This is a genomic window from Burkholderia arboris (assembly GCF_902499125.1).
Lineage (GTDB): Bacteria > Pseudomonadota > Gammaproteobacteria > Burkholderiales > Burkholderiaceae > Burkholderia > Burkholderia arboris.
Window position 1 is genome coordinate 62,093 of the sequence record NZ_CABVPX010000028.1, and the last position, 20,782, is coordinate 82,874.

Genomic DNA, 20,782 nt, shown 5'->3' on the forward strand with positions numbered 1-20,782 from the left:
CATCCGCAGCGGCTTCATGCCCGGCACGCCCGGGCCGTCAGGCCGCTTCCGACAGCGATTTCGCGATGGGTTCGCACCGCAACGCCCCGTGCTGCGCGGATCGGACGGCTGCGTTCTCGCACGCCAGCGACACGAAGGCATCGCGAGTCGTATGCAGCGCGTTCGCCGTCCGATCGATGTCGTGCACGATGCGCTTCGGCAAGCACAGCTCGATGCGCACGGAACTCGACGTCATCCGGCTCAGGTCGAGATCGATGAACCGCCAGATCCCGTCCCCGGCATCGACTTCCGACGCCTGCAATACCGATATGTCCGTGGTCGGTGGCGGAACGAGACGCGCGGAGCGGTCGTAGCGGGCCATGACCCGTTGCTCGGCGGCCGCTTGCAGCTCGCCATACGAGTCGCCCTCCACACCGACCTCGGGGAAATCCGGAAGCGCGCCGCGATAGCGGGGCTGCCCATGCTGCGTGATGTAGATCGGATATTTCATTAACGGCTCCCGGCTGAAGAACGTGACAAACGTCATCGTGCATCGCGGAGGCTCGTCGAGTCGGTACGCTGAAGAACAGTCTCCGGGAAGCGTTTCGTGGTGCGCTGCACGTCGTTCACACACCGGATCGCCCGATATTTCGTTATCCGGTCACGCAAGCGCAGCGCGCGCGATCGAGGTACGGCACCGTACCGATCGGCATGGCGATAGGGCGCACGCTCGCATCAGGGCCTCTGCCCCTGTTGCCAGAACGCCCCAGACGACCCGAGATGCAGTGCGCGTCATCGCTCATGCGCCAGGTTGTCGTCACCGAAACGGAGCGTCACCATGAATCCCATCACACTCGTGTTATCTGCCGCGTTCGTCCTCGCGGCATTCGCCATCGGCGCGTGGGGCCACCTGTATCTTGCGGCCCCCCTTTTCATCGTCGCGGTCCTGATCGCACTGTCCGTGCGGGTCGCCAACGTCTGGGAGAAGTTCGTGATCCTGCGGATTGGCAAGCTGCAAAGCGTCAAGGGTGCCGGTTTTTTCATGATCATTCCAATCCTGGACAATGTTGTCGCGATCATCGACGAACGCATTCAAACCACCGCCTTCAACGCCGAACAAGCGCTGACCAAGGACACCGTGCCCGTCAACGTCGACGCCGTGATTTTCTGGCACGTCCATGACGCGCAGAAAGCCGCGCTCGCCATCACCGACTACCGGCAGGCAATCGACCGCGTTGCGCAAACCTCGCTGCGGGAAATGATCGGGGCATCGATGCTGGCTGCCTTGTTGTCGGATCGCAAGGCGGCCGACATGCACCTGCGCGACGAGATCGGCAGAAAGACCGTGGATTGGGGCGTGACCGTCCGCTCGGTCGAGACCCGCGATGTTGCGATCCCAGTCGCGCTGCAGGATTCGATGTCGCGCCAGGCGCAAGCCGAGCGCGAAAAGCAGGCACGTGTGATCCTCGGCTCGGCGGAGGCCGAGATCGCGACCAAGTTCGTCGAAGCGGCGCAGGTCTACGAAAATCATCCAGGTGCGCTTCAGTTGCGAGCGATGAACATCATCTACGAAACGACGAAGGAACGCGGCGCGACGATCCTGATCCCCAGTGCGATGGTTGACAGCCTGAATCCCGTGCTCGCGCTTGCGATTGCCGGGTATGACGCGGCGGGCGCCGCGCCGGCGCCTGCGCTCAAGACAGCAGCGTGATCGCTAGCTCGTATTCACTCCCCCGCGACGCCTTGCGCAGATCGCCCGAACATTGCTAGAACGGGGGGTACCCCACACGATTTGATGATGAGACTGTTGCGAATACTTCACCGTAGGCAGGAGGCGGAAATTGCTTCATCACGTTACAACGCGGGGTTGGTCGCGGCGGGGGCGAGTCCCCCTCTCATTCGAGGTCGGCCGTGGATCCTCACATAGCATCGATTGATGACCGCCATGAACATATCGTTGCAAGAAGATAGTGGCCGCGTTCACCTCACAAAGGCTGATCGTCGAATTGCAACTTGTTCGTCACCGAGACGATGCCGTTGACGCGCCAGGCGACTGTTGCTACGAAATTCGCCTCGTTCGCGTCGGCAACCGGGCCGACAAGCGTTGCGATGACGGTGCATCACCTTGCGGGCGACCCACACGCCCTTTTCCGCGCCTTCATTTCTTGTTACTCGTTGGTTGGATGGTATGTCTGTAGCCCGCTGGCTTGAAAAACAGACAGCAACCATTTGATTTTAAACAAATATTTAGAGGCGGCGGGGCGCAACCCCGCATGCAGTCCAGATCGCTCTAACCGGAAAATTGCACGGAGATCAAGGTTACCCCTACAACGGCTGGTTGTTCGACCATAGAGGCGGCGATGGCGCGGGAGGCCGGCGCATCCGCTTCGCGTGCAAGCAACCTAAGTAGCTCGATGCGATGACATGGAATCGGCGAGCGACCGGCGACGTAGTGCCGGACGGTGCGGGTGCAACAGCGGAGTGACTGTGCGATTCGATCGATGGACAGGCCGTCAGTCTCATTCAACCTGACGGCACTGCCGGCTTTGTTGGCCACTTGATTTTACATAATATATATGATGGATTTTTTGTTCTGTGGCGGCTAGATTGAGATGTCCGCTTTCTTGCCACGTACGCTACTCTGCCGCCGGGGGCCGGCGCCGGAGGCTACGATGGTTGCCACGGATCGGATCACGATGCTCGAACTGGACCGATTCAAGGTCATTCAGGACGTAGCGGACGGCAAGCTCAAGCCATGGCGTGCAGCGGAACGGCTGGAATTAACGACACGACAGATTCGCCGGCTGCTTGAGCACGGTCCTGCGGGTTTGGTGTCGGGATACGGCAACCGCCGTCTGGACCCAGGAGACGCCGACCGGGCGCTGTCGATCATCCGCGATCGCTACGCCGATTTCGGACCGACACTGGCCTGCGAGAAGCTCTGGGAATGTCACGGCATCGAACTGGCCGTCGAGACAGTTCGTACACTGATAATGGCCTCCGGCCTATGGATTCCGCGCCGGCAGCGGCCGCTGAAGGTTTATCAGCCGCGGGCACGGCGTGCGTGTCTGGGCGAACTGGTGCAGATAGACGGCAGCGACCATCGGTGGTTCGAGCAACTAGCGCCGGCCTACACGCTGCTCGTGCACATCAGGTGAAACATCATGCCGCGCCACATATTGGGACAAAAACGTGCGACTACATCGTGCAGGCCAGATCCGCTGCGATCGGATCGCTATAGGCCGCATAGATAAATGCGAGTCGTCAATCGCCACCTGTCTGCGCTAGCGGTTTGCGGGTGGGCCATAGAAAGTCCATCGATCAACTCCGATTCGGACGTGTTGGTAACGGCAGCGGCGTGAGCTCGACAGCCGCAATACACTTGCGTCACCGCTTGCGCTAAGCGAACAGGCCGCGAACATCAAGCCGGTCTAAGTTCTCCTTCGTGCCGCGAACCCGGCCCGTCAAGGCAGCGATCACGCCGATGCGTGATCGCTGCGGGTCTGAAGCGGGGTGTCGAAAGAGGAATGTGGCGCACTTCGGTCCTTGCTCAACGCTCGAGAAAGGGCCTCAACTTGTCCGCTCGGCTGGGATGCATCAGCTTGCGCATCGCCTTGCTCTCAATCTGGCGGATCCGCTCACGGGTCACGTCGAACTGCCTGCCGACCTCTTCAAGCGTGTGATCAGAAGTCGTGTCGAGCCCGAATCGCATCCGCAAGACCTTGGCCTCGCGCGGCGACAGCCCGTCAAGTGCCTCATCGATCGCTGCGCGCATGTTCGCATGAGTCGCGGCCTCGACCGGTGAGCTCGCGGACGCATCCTCGATCATGTCGCCTAGCGTCGCGTCGGCATCGTCGCCCACCGGAGTTTCGAGCGACACAGGTTGCTTGGCGATCTTGAGGATGCTGCGCACTTTCTCCTCGGGCATCTCCATACGCTCAGCGAGGACGGCGGGAGGCGCTTCCTGCCCGGTCTGTTGCAGGTATTCACGCGAAATCCGGTTCAGCTTGTTGATCGTCTCGATCATGTGGACCGGCACGCGAATGGTGCGCGCCTGATCGGCAAGCGCACGCGTGACTGCCTGCCGGACCCACCAGGTCGCGTAAGTCGAGAACTTCCAGCCGCGCCGGTATTCGAATTTGTCCACCGCCTTCATCAGGCCGATGTTGCCTTCCTGGATCAGATCCAGGAACTGCATGCCGCGGTTCACATATTTCTTGGCAATCGAGATGACAAGACGCAGGTTCGCTTCGATCATCTCCCGCTTGGCCTGCCGCATTTTCAGCTCTGCGGTACTCATCTGGCGGTTGATCTGCTTGAGCTGCTGGAGTGGCAGAGAGACCTTGGCCTCGATGTCGATGAGCTTGTGCTGCTCTGCCTGGATGGCCGGCAGATGCCGCTCGAGTGCCGCGCCGCACTGTCGCGAAGTCGCCGCCGTGCGCCTAGTCCATTCAAGGTCGGTCTCGTGGCCCGGAAACAACTCGACGAACGCCTCGCGTGACATGCCACAACGGTCGACAGCGATCGCCAGGATGCTGCGCTCGATTGCACGAACCTCGGCCACCTGTTCATGCACGCTGACACACAGGCGGTCGATCGTTTTTGCGGTGAAGCGGATCGGCACGAGTTCGCGCTGAATCTCCGCGCGCACTTGCACAACGGCTGCGGAATGCGCTTTACCGGTAGCGGACGCATCCAGCAACTGCTCGAACAGGGCACGCACGCGCGCAAAAATCGCAAGGCTGTCGTTCGTGAGATTTTCGAGGCGGGCCGCGTTCGCTTTCTCGGAATCCCCAGCGTCCGCATCAACGTCGTCGCCGTCCGTGTCATCGTCGGAGGCGTGCTCTTCCACCTCGGCGTCATCGGACTCCAGGGCCACCTCACCTTCTTCCGCGGCGTCGCTGATGCCATCGACCAGTTCGTCGATACGCAGTCCGCCAGCAGCGATTCGGCCCGCATCGGCAAGAACCGTCGACACAACCGACGGGCACGCGGCGATTGCCTGAATCATGTCCTGCAGGCCGCCTTCGATACGCTTTGCGATCTCGATTTCGCCCGCGCGGGTTAGCAATTCGGTGGCACCCATTTCACGCATGTACATCCGGACCGGATCGGTCGTGCGGCCGAATTCGGAATCGACGGTCGACAGTGCGGCTTCCGCTTCCTCGTCTGCCTGATCATCGGATGCTGCGGCAGGCGCGGCGTCGCTCAGCAAGAGCGTCTCCGCGTCCGGCGCCTGCTCGTAGACGGCCACCCCCATGTCGCTGAACGTGCTGACGATCGTTTCCATCGCAGCCGTTTGCGTAAAGTTGTCGGGCAGGTGATCGTTGATGTCCGCGTGGGTCAGATAGCCGCGCTCACGGCCCAGGGCGATCAGCGCGCGCATCTGCCGTTGACGCTCCTCGTCCTGGCGCGCCATCGATACCACGTCCAGCGGTGTTGCGACGCCCGACGTCTTTTCCTTTGGGGTGCGGCGGCTGGTCTTTGACGTGACCGCGATCACACGAGATGCTGAGCCGTCGCGAACTGGGTTTGCCAATACATTCTCCTCGACAAGTTGGCCGACGATCGCCGCGGGCGTGACAGGCTGGTCAAGCCTGTTGGGTGCGAACGAGATCGTGGGATGGCGCACGGACAGTCGAGGCAGGAATGCCTCTCGCGGATTCTGGTGCGCGCAGAAAGGGGAACAGGAAATTATAGCGGGCGCCGTTGTGCAGCGCAACATTCGGTCAGTTCGCGGCCCTCTTCGCCCACGAAAGTGTCACGGCCCCAGTTCAGGCCGGCAGGTGATCCGTTTATCAGCGACTGAGCCGCTGTTGAATTGATGCTAGAATTGATGCAAAAACGCATCAAAGGAGCCATCATGCGTACCACCGTCACCGTCGACGACACTCTCTATGCGCGCGCACTCGAACTCGCCGAACCGGGCATGCCGCCGGCTGACCTGTTCCGGGCGGCACTTGAAACCTTCGTGCGTGTCCAGGCCGGCCAACGCCTGGCCGCTCTGGGCGGTCGCGCGCCCGACATGGCAGATGTCCCGCGCCGCGCTCCTGAGGTAACCTCCCGATGAGTGTGTTGGTCGACACCTCCGTGTGGGTCGAGCATTTCCGGCGGCCACTACCGGCGCTTATCCAACTTCTGCGCATCGATAACGTCCTTACACATCCACTGGTGATACTTGAGCTCACGTGCGGGACGCCGCCCGAACCGCGGGCGCGAACGCTGGGAGATCTCGCGTTACTACGCCAAACGCGCCTCGCGACGTCAGGCGAAGTAGCGGACTGGATCGAGCGGGAACGGCTGTATGGGCGCGGATGCGGTGCCGTGGATTGCACGCTGCTGGCATCGGTGCTGTTGACTCCGAGCACCCGGCTCTGGACGCGCGATCGGCGGCTCGCGCAACTGGCGGAGCAATTCGGGGTTCACTACGTACCGCCTGACTTGCATTGAGCGAAGCAGTTGCCGACTTCTTTGCGCGGTCTGTCGCCGTGCCGAGGCACGATCCCGCTTCGCTCCTCACGATTAGGCCGCCCGCTTTCGGGGCGGGCTGCCCATCCGTGCGGCAAGTGAAAGAAGAACCCGATCAGACTGCCCGCCTACCGATTCGTTGCACGTCCGCAGTGCGTGGCGATTTTAGGTCCCGGTCTGTGTCCCATCCCGAACACCTTTCAGCACCTGCTCGATCTCTTTCTGCTTTTGGGACATAGCGGTTTTCGTTCATCGCGCGCCTTACGCGATTGGTTGGCTTCGCCACAGCTTGTCACAATTGGTTTGCTCACCACCGTCTAGCGCGGCGTCGGTGCGCCACACGTGACAGATGTCGCCCAACACTTCGGAGACGGCTCGTCTCAACGCATGAATGAAGCGGCGACGGGCGAGACAATGACGATGACCATCGAGCAGCGATACAGCCTGGAGTGATTCGGCCCAAAGAACGGATTCGCGGCGATCTCGGCCATCGCAACGAGGTACAGTGAGAAATACCATGTCCACAGGGCCGGGCCAATATTGTGGGATACAGCGGCGGCCGCCCCGAAACCGATGACGGTCGCAGCCGCGACCGAGGCAAGGGCTACGGCGCGAGTACTGACGTGCGCTATCAGCGCACGGAGAAGCGGTCGATCCTGCGTGATGCAAAGCCGCTCGACAGCCCACTTGGCGAACCAAAGGAACATCACGGTCATCAGCAGCGAATTGAAGGCGATGTGCTCCACCAAGAGATCAGTGCCAACGTTGGATTTGTTGAAGTAGCGGTAACCGAACCATTGAATCAGGCCGAAGATAAAGCCGATTGTGCCGAAAAATGGAAGATCGTTCCGAAGATCCCCTCCCGACAGCATCCACACTGCCCCCTGTTGTGCCATACCCGCTCCTTTACGGCTGGCTTCGATAGCGCTTCGCGCTTGGCGCGTCACCTTGGTCACGGTCCTCTCTGTAGTGGTCAATCAATCCCGGACACTGCGTTAAGTTTTCGTACCTCGGCGCTCTCGGAATAGCAAAGGCTGCTGACGATGGTGAACTGGCGCTACGGCGGTACGAGCGACAGCAAGAAATCTATTCGGTGCTGTACGGCGCCCAGAAATGACCGGAAAGCGGTAAAGAGATCAATGGATAAGAAGGTCCGGGAGCGCATTGAGCAGCGCAAGGTGAAGGCGCTCGCTCTCGATACGAATGGCCGTCGAGCTGATCGTTGGGCCCGCGATGTACCGCGCAGTGCGATAGGAAAACAGAAACAGGACCATATCCGAAGTCGGCGTGCGCGCGTGAACATCGTAGATGTACAGCCTCGCGTGATCTCAGCATGCCGTTTCGTGGATCTCGCCGCTCGCAAACAGTTGATCGAACCCGGCGTAAGCATCGGCCTGCTGCGATTTTTACACAACGGCATCGACTTTCCATTGCTTACATTCAAACTGACACTTGATCCCGACGACTACGACTATGGACCACGATGCCGGTTCGTCGACCTCAAGCGTTCCGGGCTAGTGCCTGTCATTTGCCTGACCATCGCGATGAACGCCGAGGAACTGTTGTAACCCAGCCGTCGAGCGATTTCATCACTCGAATAGTCTTCTTCGAGCATCGCTAGTGCCGCAACGAGTTTGGCCCGCTGGCGCCATTCATGGAACGACACGCCAGCAAGTTCTCGCCAGTGCCGCGACAGGCTCCGTTCGCTTAGCCCCTCCTCCTCAGCCCACTGCGCCAGACTTCGCCTGTCTCCCGGTGTTTGAACAATAGCAGTCATGATGCGCGCAATCGCTGGTTCATTGACGAACGGGAGAAAGCCATCAAATGGAGGAGCGATGCGTACTTGATCAACTAGAACATTCGCGAGGCGCAAGTCCTCCATCGAAACCGGAACCTCGATTGAGCGGGCCGCCAAATTCTGAACAATCGCAAGCAGAATATCGGTGCACCGCAATGCAGTCACTTCTCTCGGCAATGAATCGCATCGTGCTTGTGCGATATACACAGCTGCGTATCGGGTTGCTTGGCGTGCCCTCGACTCATGCTCGATGAACGGAGGAATCCAAAGCGCGTAAGCAGGTGGCGAGAGATATCGCCGGCCTTCAATAGCAAATTCAACGACGCCGCTCACCGAAAACAGAAACTTGCCCCAAGGCGCCGCTTGTGGCACGAAAACAGTTCCGGCTGGAAAGTTCACGATCCGCACCGAGACAGGGTTTGGCGTCGGGCCGATCAGGACGGGTTGTTGCGAACATGGCGGCGTACAGACATCTTCTGGCCGATTCTCGCGATTGCGCTGTCGATCGTCGTTTTCTACCATTTGCGAGTCACTTTTGGAGAAGTTCACATGCAGCCGAGAGATTGGATAGATGCCCACGCACATTTTACGCCGCCTATGACAACCGCTGAAAGCGACGCACGCTGGAATGCCATGCAGAATAACGACTGGATTGGGCCGAAGCCGCCTGACTGGTCCGTAGAACGCGCGCTGGATGTAATGGACAGACTAGGCATTCGTATGCAGATGCTAAGCAACATCCCGTTTGCACCAGATATGCTCAGAAAATCAAATGACTTTGGTGCATCAATCGTCAAGCGTTATCCGTCACGATTCGGTCTTCTCGCCGCCTTGCCTACCAACGACCCGGACGCGGCATTGGCCGAGATTAAACACGCCGCAACGATGCTTCAGGCCGACGGTTTTGCAATGACATGCTGTTACAACGGCATGTACCTGAGCGATACGCGCCTCGAACCCGTCTGGGCAGAACTGAACAGGAGGAAGGCCGTAGTGTTTGTACATCCAAATGCCTATGGCCCCGGAATGTTCGGGCGTGCAAGCGCACTACTCGAGGTCGCGTTCGAAACCACGCGAACCGTAGTCGACATGCTGTATACAGGCATCTTTCGGCGCTATCCGGATGTTAGATTTATCCTGGCGCACTGTGGGGCGGCCCTCCCCGCTTTGTCTGCAAGGTTAGTACTCCTAGGAACCAAGCCGTGGGTCAGGAACGCTTCTATGCTCACCGAATCGGAAATGCGCAATCAGCTTGCACGACTGTACGTCGATACGGCTATGACTGGATCCGTTCACACGATCGCACCCGCTGTCGCAATGACAGGAATCGATCATATCGTCTACGGCTCAGACTGCGGTGTGCCTTGCACATGCTTCGACACGATGGAGAGCAACATGCGCATGTTGCGCCTGTCGTCGGGGCTGGATTCCAGACAATTGTCGCAGCTTGGTCACAATGCGCTGAAGCTGTTTCCAATGGCTTCGGGGCGGATCTGACCGTACCGCGCTGAGTACACCACTCGTAAGTTGGTGGACTCGCCGGTTGACCCTGACCCAAGAAATAGTCCGGATCAGAAGTAGAGAAATTCGGCGTGATGTGTCCAAGCGGACACGAAGGCCATGCCATGAAGAAGAGCAAGTTCACCGAAGAGCAGATCGCGTTTGCACTGAAGCAGGCGGAGCTGGGCACGAAGGTCGAAGAGATCTGTCGCAAGCTCGGGACCAGCGAAGCGACGTTCTACAACTGGAAGAGGAAATTCGGAGGGCTGGAGCCCTCCGAACTACGCCGGCTGCGGCAGCTTGAAGAGGAAACGCGAAGCTGAAACGACTGGTGGCAGATCTGAGCCTGGACAAGGCCATGTTGCATGACGTCCTGGCAAAAAATGTATGGTTCGCCCCGTCGACGCATGTTGATCGACGAATTGCGTGATCGCCAACAACGCGATCCAATATCAGACCCGGATTGCTGACAAACGAAATTTTGCTGTCTTCCATGTTCGACGTCTCATCACCGGCTTCGGGCCGTTTCCGGGCGCTCGGGCGCCGATGTTTTCCGCGGTCAGTCGCTTCAGCCAGTTGTCTAATAGTCGGCGATCATGCCGTGCCCACGCGACGACCAGAACATCGCCCATCGTGCAGCGGACGCGACAATATGCGCCTTACATTCTGGACTGCGCGGGTGTTCGCATCGAACAGCATCTCGTGACTCTGTGTGGGATAGGCGACGAGCCAGAACGCGCGGCTGGAGTTAAGTTTGACGTGGGCGACCTCCAGGCGCCGCTGCAGCCCGCCAATAAAAGCGTATTCGCAGCTCCGGTCAAACTGGAAGGCTTCGCCGGGTTCGAAGGCGAGCGGCACGAAGGCCTTGTTGCGAGGCGCCTCAATCTGCCCCTCGTGCCAACGCCTCACGGACGCGCTCACGCGGCCGTAGCTGCCGGCGTAACCCTCGGCGCGGATCGCCTCGAACATGAACCGGGCGGTGCGCCGGTCACGCTTCGGGCGATGACTGTCGGCACGCAGCCAACCTGTCAGCTGTGCGGCCCAGTCGTCGATGACGCTCGGGCTGACGCGCTTCGGATAATTCTGCTCGACGGTATCAGTCTGCCGCAGCCAGCGGCGCACCGTGTTTCGGGACAGGCCCGTACGCCGCGCAATCTCGCGCAGCGGGACCTTCTCGCGGAAATACATCCGCCTGATCTTGGCCAATATGCCCACCGTGATCACCTTTGTATCCCCTGCTCAAAGATTGAGCAGGGGATACATTCACGTGGGTCAAAATTCGATGAAAATTTGGAGCTCTAGTGGGTCAGTTCTGCGCGGACATCAACAACCCATTGACAAAGGGGTGGACAAATCGGTGGAGGCTCATCGGGTACCATGTCGACGTATATCCACCCTGTTAATCAAAACTTGTCGACATGTTCGATCTACACACGACTCAGCAACATCGTCGACGCCGACTCACTTACTTTTGAGTATCTCTCAGGTACACCCGAAATCAATTGCTTAGGGAAGGCGGCCCACATGCACAGCGAGTCGTCAGAAAGAGCGCCGAGCAAGACATCGTCAATTTTCTCGGAGATCTCGCACTCAAACTCCCAGCCGGCAGCCAAAACGAAAGAATTTGAGATGCTTTCAGCAAAATCCTTTGTTGCCAAGAAGAGAGATTCTACGTCAGACAGATCGGCATCATCTTTCAATGGTAAGGATATTAAAAATTCCTCACAAAAACCGTTCTGGTCAATATGAATGCTACTGCGAGATCCGTCCCAGCCCAACTTATTTCCGTAAACAAACAAGAGTTCATGGATATTTGCCCCCGTCTTTACAAGAGCCTCCCCCTTGGGCCAACCTTCGCGTACCGATTCCGTCGTTTTGTAATTGTCCAGGGAAACCTCCTGGATATCACCAAATAACGACGAATATATGTCTCTGAGAGACAGGACGGTATCTAGACGCGAAGTCGAATCCGCGACGCCACTTAAAATCAACGAAATATTAAAGTGTTCGGCCATCTTATGGATTCCCTATAGGATAAAGGCTTCTGAAATTTCCGCTCGAGTCAAGCCTCAGTAAATTATTGCCGCTCTGAACATGTGTTTCACCCGAATACTTCGGCGCACCTTTGGGATATGTCGTTCTCGTAGCGTTTGAGTCATTATATATGTCATTCGCCAGATCGCGGTACTCCTTGCTGTTTCGATACCCCGGTAAATCAGGGTCTTTGTGCTCGCCAAATTTCTTCCCAAACTGCTTGTCCGCGCCTGGGCACGCCTGTGGTTCCTTCTGTCTGGGCCAAAGATCTGCAATGACTCTTCCAGCTCTCGCAATCGGGATTAGTGCGCACTCAGGACAAACCGGCTGGAGCCCCGGTTCAATGTCGTAAAGACCAAGTGGATCAATAAAAGAGAGGGGATTTCCGCGAACATATGCATACGCGTTTACCGATCCATTCGTGCGATCAATAGAGTCTTCGCTGATAAATCTCGAAGTTTGTGGGCTGTAATATCGATTCCGATAGTAATACAGCCCCGATCCATCATTCTCTCTTCCGGCGTATTGGGTGGAATTTGCATTTGATTCTCCCGCTGTCGATGCACCACCATACGGTTCATATGAATATGTGGTTTTTGTCAAACCATTCTCATCCACCAATGCAAGGGTACTACCCAGTGCATCAGTGATAGCAATCCTCGCCCCCAAACTATCTGTGCGTGTAAAAAATTGATCTATCAATAACCCTGTTAGGCGCGTCGCCGAAGCTGATCCAGCGGCTAGCTCCTGTACGAAATTTTCGCCGTCGTAGACGAAATTTGTTGTAGATCCATTTATGGTTTTCGCAACCCTTCGGCCAGATGAATCATACGAGAATGAACCATTAACGCTGCCGCCAATAGAAGTTAACCTCTCGCGCGAATCCCACTGATAGGTTGACGTCCCATCCGAAGCAAGATTCCCATTCGCGTCATAGGTTTTGGTTGATCCGGCCCAGTTTACAAGTCGGTTGGCGGCATCGTAAGTTGCACCCGACATCCCTGCAGGAATCAGCGTCGTCGCAAGCGAACCGTTCGCTTCCACTCGCTGACCATTAGGGTTGTACGTGTAAGACAGCGCACCAATAACTGTACTGCCCTTGATGTAGCCAATCGACGTCACCTCGTCCGCAGCACTGAATTCATATGTTTTGACGATGCCATTCGGCATTGTCAGCGTTTTTGGTCGACCAGCAGCGTCGTAGGTGAACGCAACCTTCGAGTTTCCTTGGATAATAGCCAGCAACTGGTTAGCATCGTCATAGCCATAAGATAGGCTAGGCTGCCCACCAACCTGAAAGGTTACTCGGCGACCAGCCGCGTCGTATCCGTACGAAACGATGCCGGTTGGTGTCGTCTCGCTAAGTAGTCGATCCAGTCCATCGTATGATCGCGAAATCGACCCGCTAGCGGTATCAACTATCTGCGTCAAGCGGTCGCCATAATCATATGTGCTATTTACTGATGCGTCCGGTTCCGTTAGATTTCCACCCACCAATGTTTGCCCATACTTGGCTGCGATGCCACGATTCAAAGCATCGTACGTATAGGTGGCCACCTTACCGATCCTGTCCACGTACCGAATAAGATTGTTATTGCCATCGTACGTATATGATTCCGTCGCTTGCAACGGATCCGTTCGACTAGCTAACCTATCCTTTGCGTCGTATGTGAACTGAGTGACGGACCCTCGAGCGTCCGTGAAACTCATGAGATTACCATTGGCATCGTAGGTCGCGTGGATAGCTCCGCCTTGCGCGTCCGCGGCCTGCGTCAACAGTCCTCGAGCATTGAACCGGAAGAGTGTCCGATTGCCGACGCTATCGACAATAGAAAGAGGGCGTCCGATCGCATCGAGATATCGCGTGAAAGCTCGGCCGAGCGGGTCAACTACCGAAATCAAGTCTGCGCCGAGATATTGATACGAGGTCGTGTGGCCCAACGGATCTGTGGATGTTAGGCGTTGCCCTACATGATTGAACGTATAGGTTGAGGATCGATTCAGTGCATCCGTAACCCCAATCCGATTTCCAACCGGATCGTACAAGTAGCTCAAAGTGTGTCCGAGTGGATCGGTGAAAGTGCTAAGTCTGTTGAACGTGGGGTCGTATGTGAAAGTTGAAGTAAGGGCTTGCGCCGTCCCAGACAGCAACGTGCGACTTGTCATGTTTCCTTTCACGTCGTACGTATAGCTGGTCTTTCGACCCAGCGCATCCGTAGACGAAAGCAAAAGGTTAGATGCCTGATCGCGATCGTAGCTAAACGTCTGGGCCTCGGGCTTACCAAACCCCCAAGTTCCCCCCGTAGAATAACCGTTCGCATTGAACGACATTATTCGAACGTTGCCATTTGGATCGGTGATTGTCGTCTTTGTTACCTTGCCAGAGGTGTCGAGCGCATAAGCGAACTGATAGATCCCACCGTCCGCCAACGTCTGTTTGCTGACACGATTATTTTCGTCGTAAACATTCGTCACCATAGTCTGGCCATTCGGCCGTACCACCGTGAGCATGTTGTTCAATGAGTCGTACGTGTACCGCTCGATACCGCCGTCCGGGTCAGTAACGGAAGCCAGACGTCCCTGCGAGTCATACTGATAGCCAACGACACGCCCGATATTGTCGACGGCTTGCGTTATGCGATTCCCCGAGTCGTACGATAGGTTGATATATCGACCATCAGGAGACGTGATCCGTGTCAGATTTCCATACGTGTCTCTAGTCAAGCTCAGGTGATTACCTAATCGATCATCGAAAGCAGTCATCGCCGCCTTTCGCGCACTACTGCAGCCGGTGCATTCGGCGAAATACATCTTTCGCCCATCTTTCATTTTTAGGACCCAGTTAGATCCGGTCCACGAAATGGCGGCGCCGTAGTAGGCACTCGGACTCGATGTGTGGGTATACACCGCGTCTATATAGCCTGTTCCCGGCGAAGTCCGCGGGAAATGAATACGGCCACCGTCTGGCAATATCAAATCCTGATATGTCCAGGGATAGATGTCCCCAATCGTAAAGATGTCATACCGATCATTCGTTCCGACACCGAAGGCTCGAACAGTGTTGTCGCTTTGCCGATAAACGCGAGTTAGCTCTAGAGGAATGATTCCAGGGATCGAAAGATCTGTCCGGGCATGCATGAAGAGCCCCGTCGCGCAATCCACGGGATCCCCCCCTTGAGAGCCACACCCGCCACCTGCGCCGCCACCTCCACTTTCGGCCGGCTGATCAGGGGTGGGGGGCGCTGGAGTACAACTCTCGTCCGGACTAGCCGGCCCTGGCGTGCCCCCTGCACCGGGCGACCCCCCCCCTCCAGTGCACCCTCCCGGGGACGGCCCGATAGCAGGTGCATTCGCCGGCACCGAGACCATTGCGCCAGTTAGCTCATAGATAGCCACCCCCAGATTCGGCACAATCTGCTCACCGTTAGGCGAGATCTTTCCTTGCCCATAGACGTACCAGCCCTTTTCCGATGGGTCGTAGTTCCAGAAATCGAGAACGGAACCCGGAGGATCATGACGATAATTCGGGTAAATCACCCGAGCGCCTTGTGCACTTGCGGCGTTGATGCCCTCGAGATGAGCGCCACCCGGTTGAACCGTGAAATACACGGGGACATACTGAGTCGGTAACGGAAACGGCGGGCGATCCACGGGGATCGGGGTAATCGAGAGCTCGTTGATCACGTGTCCTTCGCGATCGCGAAGAACGGTACCCGCCGGAATACGGACCTGCAATCCCGGGATATAAGGCGTCTTCACAACGATTTCCTCGGTCGTAGGCGAGGGAAAGCGTACAGAATGCTTCGTGTCTATCACCGGCATCCAACTCGTGAACGGTAGGGTCGTTGTCCGTCCAGCGACCAGATTCACAAGCACTTCAAAATATCCGAAAGTACGACCTGGCCTATTCGCGCTTCGACCATCGATTACAAGCGTCTGGAGGCCACCGTTGGAACTTGATACGAGAAATCGACCTGTACGATCTGTAAGTGTTTGACGGTCACCGATCTTTACCGTGACGTTCGCGGCGGGACTACCATTCATGAACAAGACCTGTCCGGCTAACGCCGTATCGCCTTGACGTCCCGCAAGGGGCGACAGCATCTGATAGGTCGAATTACCTTTGTGAACACGCCAATCACCCTTCAGGTTGATGGCTTGCGGTGTCCATAGTTTTGTTTTCTCAACCGTCGAGGTGATTTCGGCTGAACGGTCGAGCTGTTTGTCGTTCGCGACAGCCTTACCTACCGATTCATTGCCGGATAGCGAAGTAGTCAAAAATCCCACAGTCACCATGGGCACCTCTTCGCCCGACAGCGATTTCGTGCCTTTAACAAATAACGTGTAGTGCGCAGCCGGACGCAGCTCGGTTCGAGGACGCACGATAATCCTCTTTCGATCATCCGAAAACTCGGCGTCAATAGGAGTGGCATCCGTGGGGCCCAGCAGAGTGACGACGCCGGGCCTCAGAGATGTCTCGTCAAACGCCTTAGGAGCTTGAACACTCAACTTGGCATCGAGTGGAACATCAATCGCACCATTAGTCGGAAAGGTCTTGATTGACGAACCTTCGGATGACTCGGGCGACACGCGAGAAATCGCCGAAGCAATTGTTGAACTGGCGACTTCGTCGGCAGCCGCAATCTGCGAGAAAATTTGGGATATGGCCAACACGCCCATCAAGATCCAGTATGGCCAAGCCCGAATCCTCTCAACATGGAGAAGTAATTTCTTTCTGTTCATCTCGAGCGCCCCGCTTACTGATTAGTCAAGTTGAACGTTGCCGACCCAACGCTCGTCGAGGAAGGTGTCAACTTGATTTGATAGGTTCCGGTAATCGGAAGTGTCAGAACACTGCTCGTATAGTTTGAACTGCAGAACATAGTACGGGATAAGAGATCAGTACCGTCCGGCTTGTAGATTGCAACGTAGTTGCACGTCTTGCTGACGTTGACGCTCAGTTTGACGGTCTGTGCGGCTTGTCCATTAAATGACAGTACCGCCGATTGCCCCGGCGTTGACAGCGTCACTGGCACCGCACTTCCACCAATGGAGATGACCCCAGTAACGTCTGGCGGTACGCCATATAGCGAAAATGTCATGGTACCCATGCTCGTTCCACTCGGTGTGAGTTGGATCTTGTAGGTACCGGTCTGAGCGAGCGTAATTGCACCACTGAAGAAGCCGGAAAAACATACGTTGGTACTTGTAACCGTGCTCCCATCAGGATTGGTGACCGCGACCCCTTGGCAGGCTTGCGCCATGCTTGAATCAGGACTGACGTTCAATGAAATTCTGTCCCCGGTTGAGGCCGAGAACGTCAAGCTGCCTTTTTGACCGGGTGCGGAGACAACGATGCCAATGGGGGTGCCATTCGCCACAATGGTTCCCGTTGTGTCCGGCGGAACGGTATAGAGTTTGAACGTTGCGCTCCCAACTGTCGTCGAAGCAGGCGCCAACAGTATCGAGTAGGTTCCAGAGGATGGAAGGGTTATCACACCACTGAAGAAGCTCGTATTGCAGTTGAGTTTTTGAGGGAGGAGTAAGCTTCCGTCTGGACTGGTAATGGAAAAGTATTCGCAGTTTTGCCACAATGGCGACGCGATGTCAGCTACCAACGAGATTTTCTGGCCAGTTATCCCATTAAACGTCAGATTCATCCTCTGACCAGGCGTCGAGACTGACAGTCCCACTGGCGTGCCGTCCGATGAAATCGCAGCGGTTGCGTCCTGCGGCACGTCATAGAGCGTAAACGTCACCGCGCCAACGTTGGTTACGGTAGGTCGGAGTCGAATCGTGTAGTTACCCGACGATGGTAACGGTTGGACTCCTGAGAAATAAGTTGATCCACAGCTCAGTTTCTCTGGAAGCAAAGTCGATCCGTCCGGTGACGTGATCGAAAAATAAACGCACGCCTTTGACATACTGCTGTCAAGCCCGGCGAGCAGAGAAATTCGTTTTGATGCAATGCCAGCGAACGTCAGCGAAATTTGCTGTCCCGGTTTGGTTGTTGAGAGAGCTACCGGTGATCCCCCGGGGCTAATCGTACCAGTGGCATCGGTTGCGTCGTAAGCAGTCAGCGAAACGTTACCGGTGTCGCTGCTTTCCGGGAGGACTAGCACGGTATAGCTACCATCCACCGGCAGCGAAAAGGAACCCGTAAATGAGGTGGCACAAAGATTTGATTGTGCAATCGGCTCGCCAAGCGGCGATAGGATGCGCAAGGATCCTAACGTACATTTGGTGAACGTCGTACTGTTCATGAGGACACTGGCGCGTTGTCCAAAGTGACCATCGAAGACTTTCAGCCCAATCTTCCCGGCGGCACCGACCGCCACTGTTCCTGGTCCATCGAGATTCATGCGTCCGACCGAGTCGACCGAGGCCACCGTATACGGACTCGGAGGGACAAAAAGATCTGGCCCATTGTCGACACGCCCAAACGGTGTGGTCACTCCAACCCGACCTGAGGTTGCCCCCATCGGCACCGATGATGTGATTGTTGTACCTGTGCTCGATTGAACGAAAGCGCTGCGCAGGTTGAGCGACAGGTTGTTGAGTTCGTTGGTCGCTTGGAAATTGCTGCCGAGGATGGAAATAGCATCGCCGGGGGCCGCGACAGTTGGTGAAACACTAGTCAGAGTTGGTGTGACATCCACGCTCACTGAGAATGTCTTGAGAGAAGCGGCGGTGCCTGCCGGAGCGGAAACAGTCACCAAGCCCGATGCCGCACCCGAAGGAACTCGAACCAACAACTGAGTTTGGCTGGCGGAGACAACCGTGGCCGCCACGCCATCAAATGTCACACTATTCTCATTGGCGGCCGATGAAAACCCGTATCCCGAAACGGTCACGATGCTATTGACCGGAGCTTGCCGTGGAGTTACGGATAGCACGGATATCGGGCCGCTTTTGCGCACAATCGACAGAATATTCCCTGCCGCATCATATTCGTAAACGGCGGCCTCACCCGAGCCATCAACGACGCTGACAAGTCGGCCGAGCTCATCATAGGAATAATTGATTGGGTCGGCAATACTAACACCGGAAAACCCGATCCATACCAATACAACGCCTATCCACACGATGTGGATAGTGCGCAATAAGCGTCGCCGCATTGCGATCCTCGCTAGATTTATTCCGTCAAGCGGGCAGGTGTGCTCAACGAAATGAGTCTATTTTTTCAATACCACCAAACTCTATAAGAAGTGACTAGCAGACGATGATACGGGATTCGCTTCCGAGCATGGATACACCGCATATGATGCGCGGTTGGCGATTCAAATTTCCACCATGCCCCCCCCCGGGGGGAAATTTAGAATTTCAGTTGGGTCTGACTCTTTTTGACGAGTAAGGCTAGCATAACCTATCCGCGCGTCGAAATCTTCATACAACATTGAGCAAGCACCAAAGAGCAATTTTCCATACAATATATCTGCAACGAAAAATTCATCCGCACGCACACATTCGATTTCTTGAAATAATATTTCAATTCCACTTAGATTGATGAATTTTAATCCAAGGAAAAGACTATCTTTCACTCGGTGCGCACTCCTTCGGCTCTCGGCCATGATTGCCGTTGCATTCACTGTGATGGGTATGGCCAGTCGCCTCCATGCAGACCAACAAGACAATTTCCTTGGGCTCCCGCCTGATGCTCGAGAGGTACTCCAAGGTGTGAATCCGAGGATGGCCGCACTAGGTCGGAGACTCTTCTTCGACAAGCATCTCAGCGCGGACGGCTCGATCAGTTGCGCCAGTTGCCACCGACCGAATCTCGCATTCACCGATGGATTGCAAAAGTCGTTAGGTATTGGCGATCAGATGGGTACCAGGAACGCGCCCAGCCTATGGAACGCGGCATTACTGCCCAACCAATTCTGGGATGGCAGGCAGCTCACGCTAGAGCAACAGGCACGCGAACCACTCTTCAATGTTCGGGAACATGGCTTGACGACTGAAGCGCAGCTGATTCGGATCATCCAAAGCAACGCAAGTTACCCGACCGAATTTGCCGCGGTGTTTCCTGCCCAACAAAACATAACGACAGAGAACGTGTCGCGGGCGCTAGCGGCCTATGAGCGTACGCTGCTGATCGGGAATTCCCCCTTTGACCGTTACGCCTATGCGGGCGACAAAGATGCGATGTCTCAAAGCGCCAAGCGCGGTCTGCTTCTTTTTGAAGGGCGTGCACAATGTGCAGCTTGCCACCTAATCGGGAAAAAATCGGCAATGTTCACCGACAACCAGTTTCATGCGTTACACGTTGGGCTTTTACCCCTAGATTCCCGACTTGGAGAAATTGCTCAGCGTGCATTCTCGGCTCGCCGTACTGGCCGTACCGTGTCGGACATCGTTCTTAGTGACCCGGAAGTGGCTGAGCTTGGTCGATTTGTCGTTTCGCTAGATCCCAAGGATATCGGAGCATTCCGCACTCCGAGTTTAAGAAACGTCGCACTGACGTCTCCTTACATGCACGATGGAAGCATTGCAACGCTTGCGGGCGCGATCGATCAGGAAATTTACTATCGAACAACTTTGACTCGCCGCCCCATTATTTTAACGCCCGACGAAAAGAGTGATCTCGTCGCATTCCTAGAAGCCCTAACGAACGTCGAAGTAGAGTCCTTAGGCGCCGAGTGACTGTGTCGCCTCGGCGACCGGCATGCCAAGCTCAACCTCCGTCAACTCGTCTGCGATCTACTCGTCAGTGCCCTGCTCTTGTTGACTGTATGACGGTGTAGCTCTGGGTGACAAAGTCACGCTGGAACTCTCCATTTCCAAACGAAGGGGGTAACCATCTCGGACAGCAGATTATGCTTACCAGAAGTTCAGTAAAAAGCTGTTGCAGACAACTCTTTGAGTGCGCAGTTGAGACCTCACTCTTCAACGAGGGCAGGGAAGTCGACGGAAGCGGAGGGCGTGTGTGTTCGGTTTAGCTGGCCGTGGATATCGATTACCCATTGAACCGGAGAAGTGATGCAGATGCTTGCCCATCAGTGC

General features: G+C 56.3%; 14 protein-coding genes and 3 pseudogenes. 8 read left to right on the top strand and 9 right to left on the bottom strand.

Annotation, left to right across the window (positions count from 1 at the left end; all coding sequences use genetic code 11):
• Positions 1 to 37: 37 nt before the first annotated feature.
• Positions 38 to 490, bottom strand: a complete 453-nt coding sequence (locus tag BLA15945_RS28145) for a type II toxin-antitoxin system HicB family antitoxin (RefSeq protein WP_059234133.1) — start codon at positions 488 to 490, stop codon at positions 38 to 40.
• Positions 491 to 817: 327 nt separating this feature from the next.
• Here BLA15945_RS28145 and BLA15945_RS28150 point away from each other — a divergent pair, with 327 nt between their 5' ends.
• Both BLA15945_RS28150 and BLA15945_RS28155 read left to right on the top strand, forming a co-directional pair.
• Complete coding sequence (locus BLA15945_RS28150) at positions 818 to 1,690, top strand: slipin family protein (RefSeq protein WP_027792660.1); 873 nt, start codon at positions 818 to 820, stop codon at positions 1,688 to 1,690.
• A gap of 961 nt (positions 1,691 to 2,651) precedes the next feature.
• A pseudogene (locus tag BLA15945_RS28155) lies at positions 2,652 to 3,131 on the top strand (ISNCY family transposase); the annotation flags it as partial.
• Between the two features lie 398 nt (positions 3,132 to 3,529).
• On the opposite strand, the gene rpoD reads toward BLA15945_RS28155, so the two are convergent.
• Entirely contained in the window at positions 3,530 to 5,365 is a 1,836-nt protein-coding gene (gene rpoD / locus BLA15945_RS28160) for an RNA polymerase sigma factor RpoD (RefSeq protein ID WP_407045118.1), read from the bottom strand.
• Positions 5,366 to 5,842: 477 nt separating this feature from the next.
• Between rpoD and BLA15945_RS28165 the strand changes: the two genes are divergently transcribed.
• Both BLA15945_RS28165 and BLA15945_RS28170 read left to right on the top strand, forming a co-directional pair.
• Positions 5,843 to 6,049, top strand: coding sequence for a type II toxin-antitoxin system VapB family antitoxin (locus BLA15945_RS28165; protein WP_174993891.1), 207 nt, complete (start codon positions 5,843 to 5,845; stop codon positions 6,047 to 6,049).
• On the top strand, positions 6,046 to 6,429 hold the full coding sequence (locus BLA15945_RS28170) for a type II toxin-antitoxin system VapC family toxin (RefSeq protein WP_174993892.1): 384 nt from the start codon (positions 6,046 to 6,048) through the stop codon (positions 6,427 to 6,429). The genes BLA15945_RS28165 and BLA15945_RS28170 overlap by 4 nt, the downstream gene beginning before the upstream one ends.
• Positions 6,430 to 6,827: 398 nt before the next feature.
• Here BLA15945_RS28170 and BLA15945_RS28175 read toward each other — a convergent pair whose 3' ends face one another.
• Entirely contained in the window at positions 6,828 to 7,403 is a 576-nt protein-coding gene (locus BLA15945_RS28175; RefSeq protein ID WP_174993893.1) for a hypothetical protein, read from the bottom strand.
• Positions 7,404 to 7,586: 183 nt separating this feature from the next.
• Between BLA15945_RS28175 and BLA15945_RS28180 the strand changes: the two genes are divergently transcribed.
• A complete protein-coding gene (locus BLA15945_RS28180) occupies positions 7,587 to 8,015 on the top strand; it encodes a hypothetical protein (protein ID WP_174993894.1) in 429 nt (142 codons plus the stop codon).
• Here the strand turns inward: BLA15945_RS28180 and BLA15945_RS38055 are convergent.
• A complete protein-coding gene (locus BLA15945_RS38055; protein WP_407045116.1) occupies positions 7,919 to 8,830 on the bottom strand; it encodes an AraC family transcriptional regulator in 912 nt (303 codons plus the stop codon). The genes BLA15945_RS28180 and BLA15945_RS38055 overlap by 97 nt on opposite strands.
• Positions 8,831 to 8,842: 12 nt before the next feature.
• Between BLA15945_RS38055 and BLA15945_RS28190 the strand changes: the two genes are divergently transcribed.
• Both BLA15945_RS28190 and BLA15945_RS28195 read left to right on the top strand, forming a co-directional pair.
• Positions 8,843 to 9,742, top strand: a complete 900-nt coding sequence (locus BLA15945_RS28190) for an amidohydrolase family protein (protein WP_407045119.1) — start codon at positions 8,843 to 8,845, stop codon at positions 9,740 to 9,742.
• Between the two features lie 128 nt (positions 9,743 to 9,870).
• Positions 9,871 to 10,133: pseudogene (locus BLA15945_RS28195) on the top strand (transposase); the annotation flags it as partial.
• Positions 10,134 to 10,375: 242 nt separating this feature from the next.
• On the opposite strand, the pseudogene BLA15945_RS28200 reads toward BLA15945_RS28195, so the two are convergent.
• The 5 genes and pseudogenes from BLA15945_RS28200 to BLA15945_RS28220 all read right to left on the bottom strand — a co-directional run.
• Positions 10,376 to 10,960, bottom strand: a pseudogene (locus BLA15945_RS28200) (helix-turn-helix domain-containing protein); the annotation flags it as partial.
• 212 nt (positions 10,961 to 11,172) lie between these two features.
• Positions 11,173 to 11,760: a hypothetical protein gene (locus BLA15945_RS28205; RefSeq protein ID WP_174993897.1), complete on the bottom strand. Its 588-nt coding sequence runs from the start codon at positions 11,758 to 11,760 to the stop codon at positions 11,173 to 11,175.
• A 1-nt stretch (position 11,761) separates the two neighbouring features.
• Positions 11,762 to 16,522, bottom strand: coding sequence for an RHS repeat-associated core domain-containing protein (locus BLA15945_RS28210; RefSeq protein ID WP_174993898.1), 4,761 nt, complete (start codon positions 16,520 to 16,522; stop codon positions 11,762 to 11,764).
• Between the two features lie 14 nt (positions 16,523 to 16,536).
• On the bottom strand, positions 16,537 to 18,882 hold the full coding sequence (locus BLA15945_RS28215) for an IPT/TIG domain-containing protein (RefSeq protein ID WP_174993899.1): 2,346 nt from the start codon (positions 18,880 to 18,882) through the stop codon (positions 16,537 to 16,539).
• A 177-nt stretch (positions 18,883 to 19,059) separates the two neighbouring features.
• Positions 19,060 to 19,320 (bottom strand): hypothetical protein, encoded by a 261-nt coding sequence (locus BLA15945_RS28220; RefSeq protein WP_174993900.1) that lies wholly within the window; start codon positions 19,318 to 19,320, stop codon positions 19,060 to 19,062.
• A 28-nt stretch (positions 19,321 to 19,348) separates the two neighbouring features.
• Between BLA15945_RS28220 and BLA15945_RS28225 the strand changes: the two genes are divergently transcribed.
• Positions 19,349 to 20,422 (top strand): cytochrome-c peroxidase, encoded by a 1,074-nt coding sequence (locus BLA15945_RS28225; protein ID WP_174993901.1) that lies wholly within the window; start codon positions 19,349 to 19,351, stop codon positions 20,420 to 20,422.
• Positions 20,423 to 20,782 lie beyond the last annotated feature (360 nt).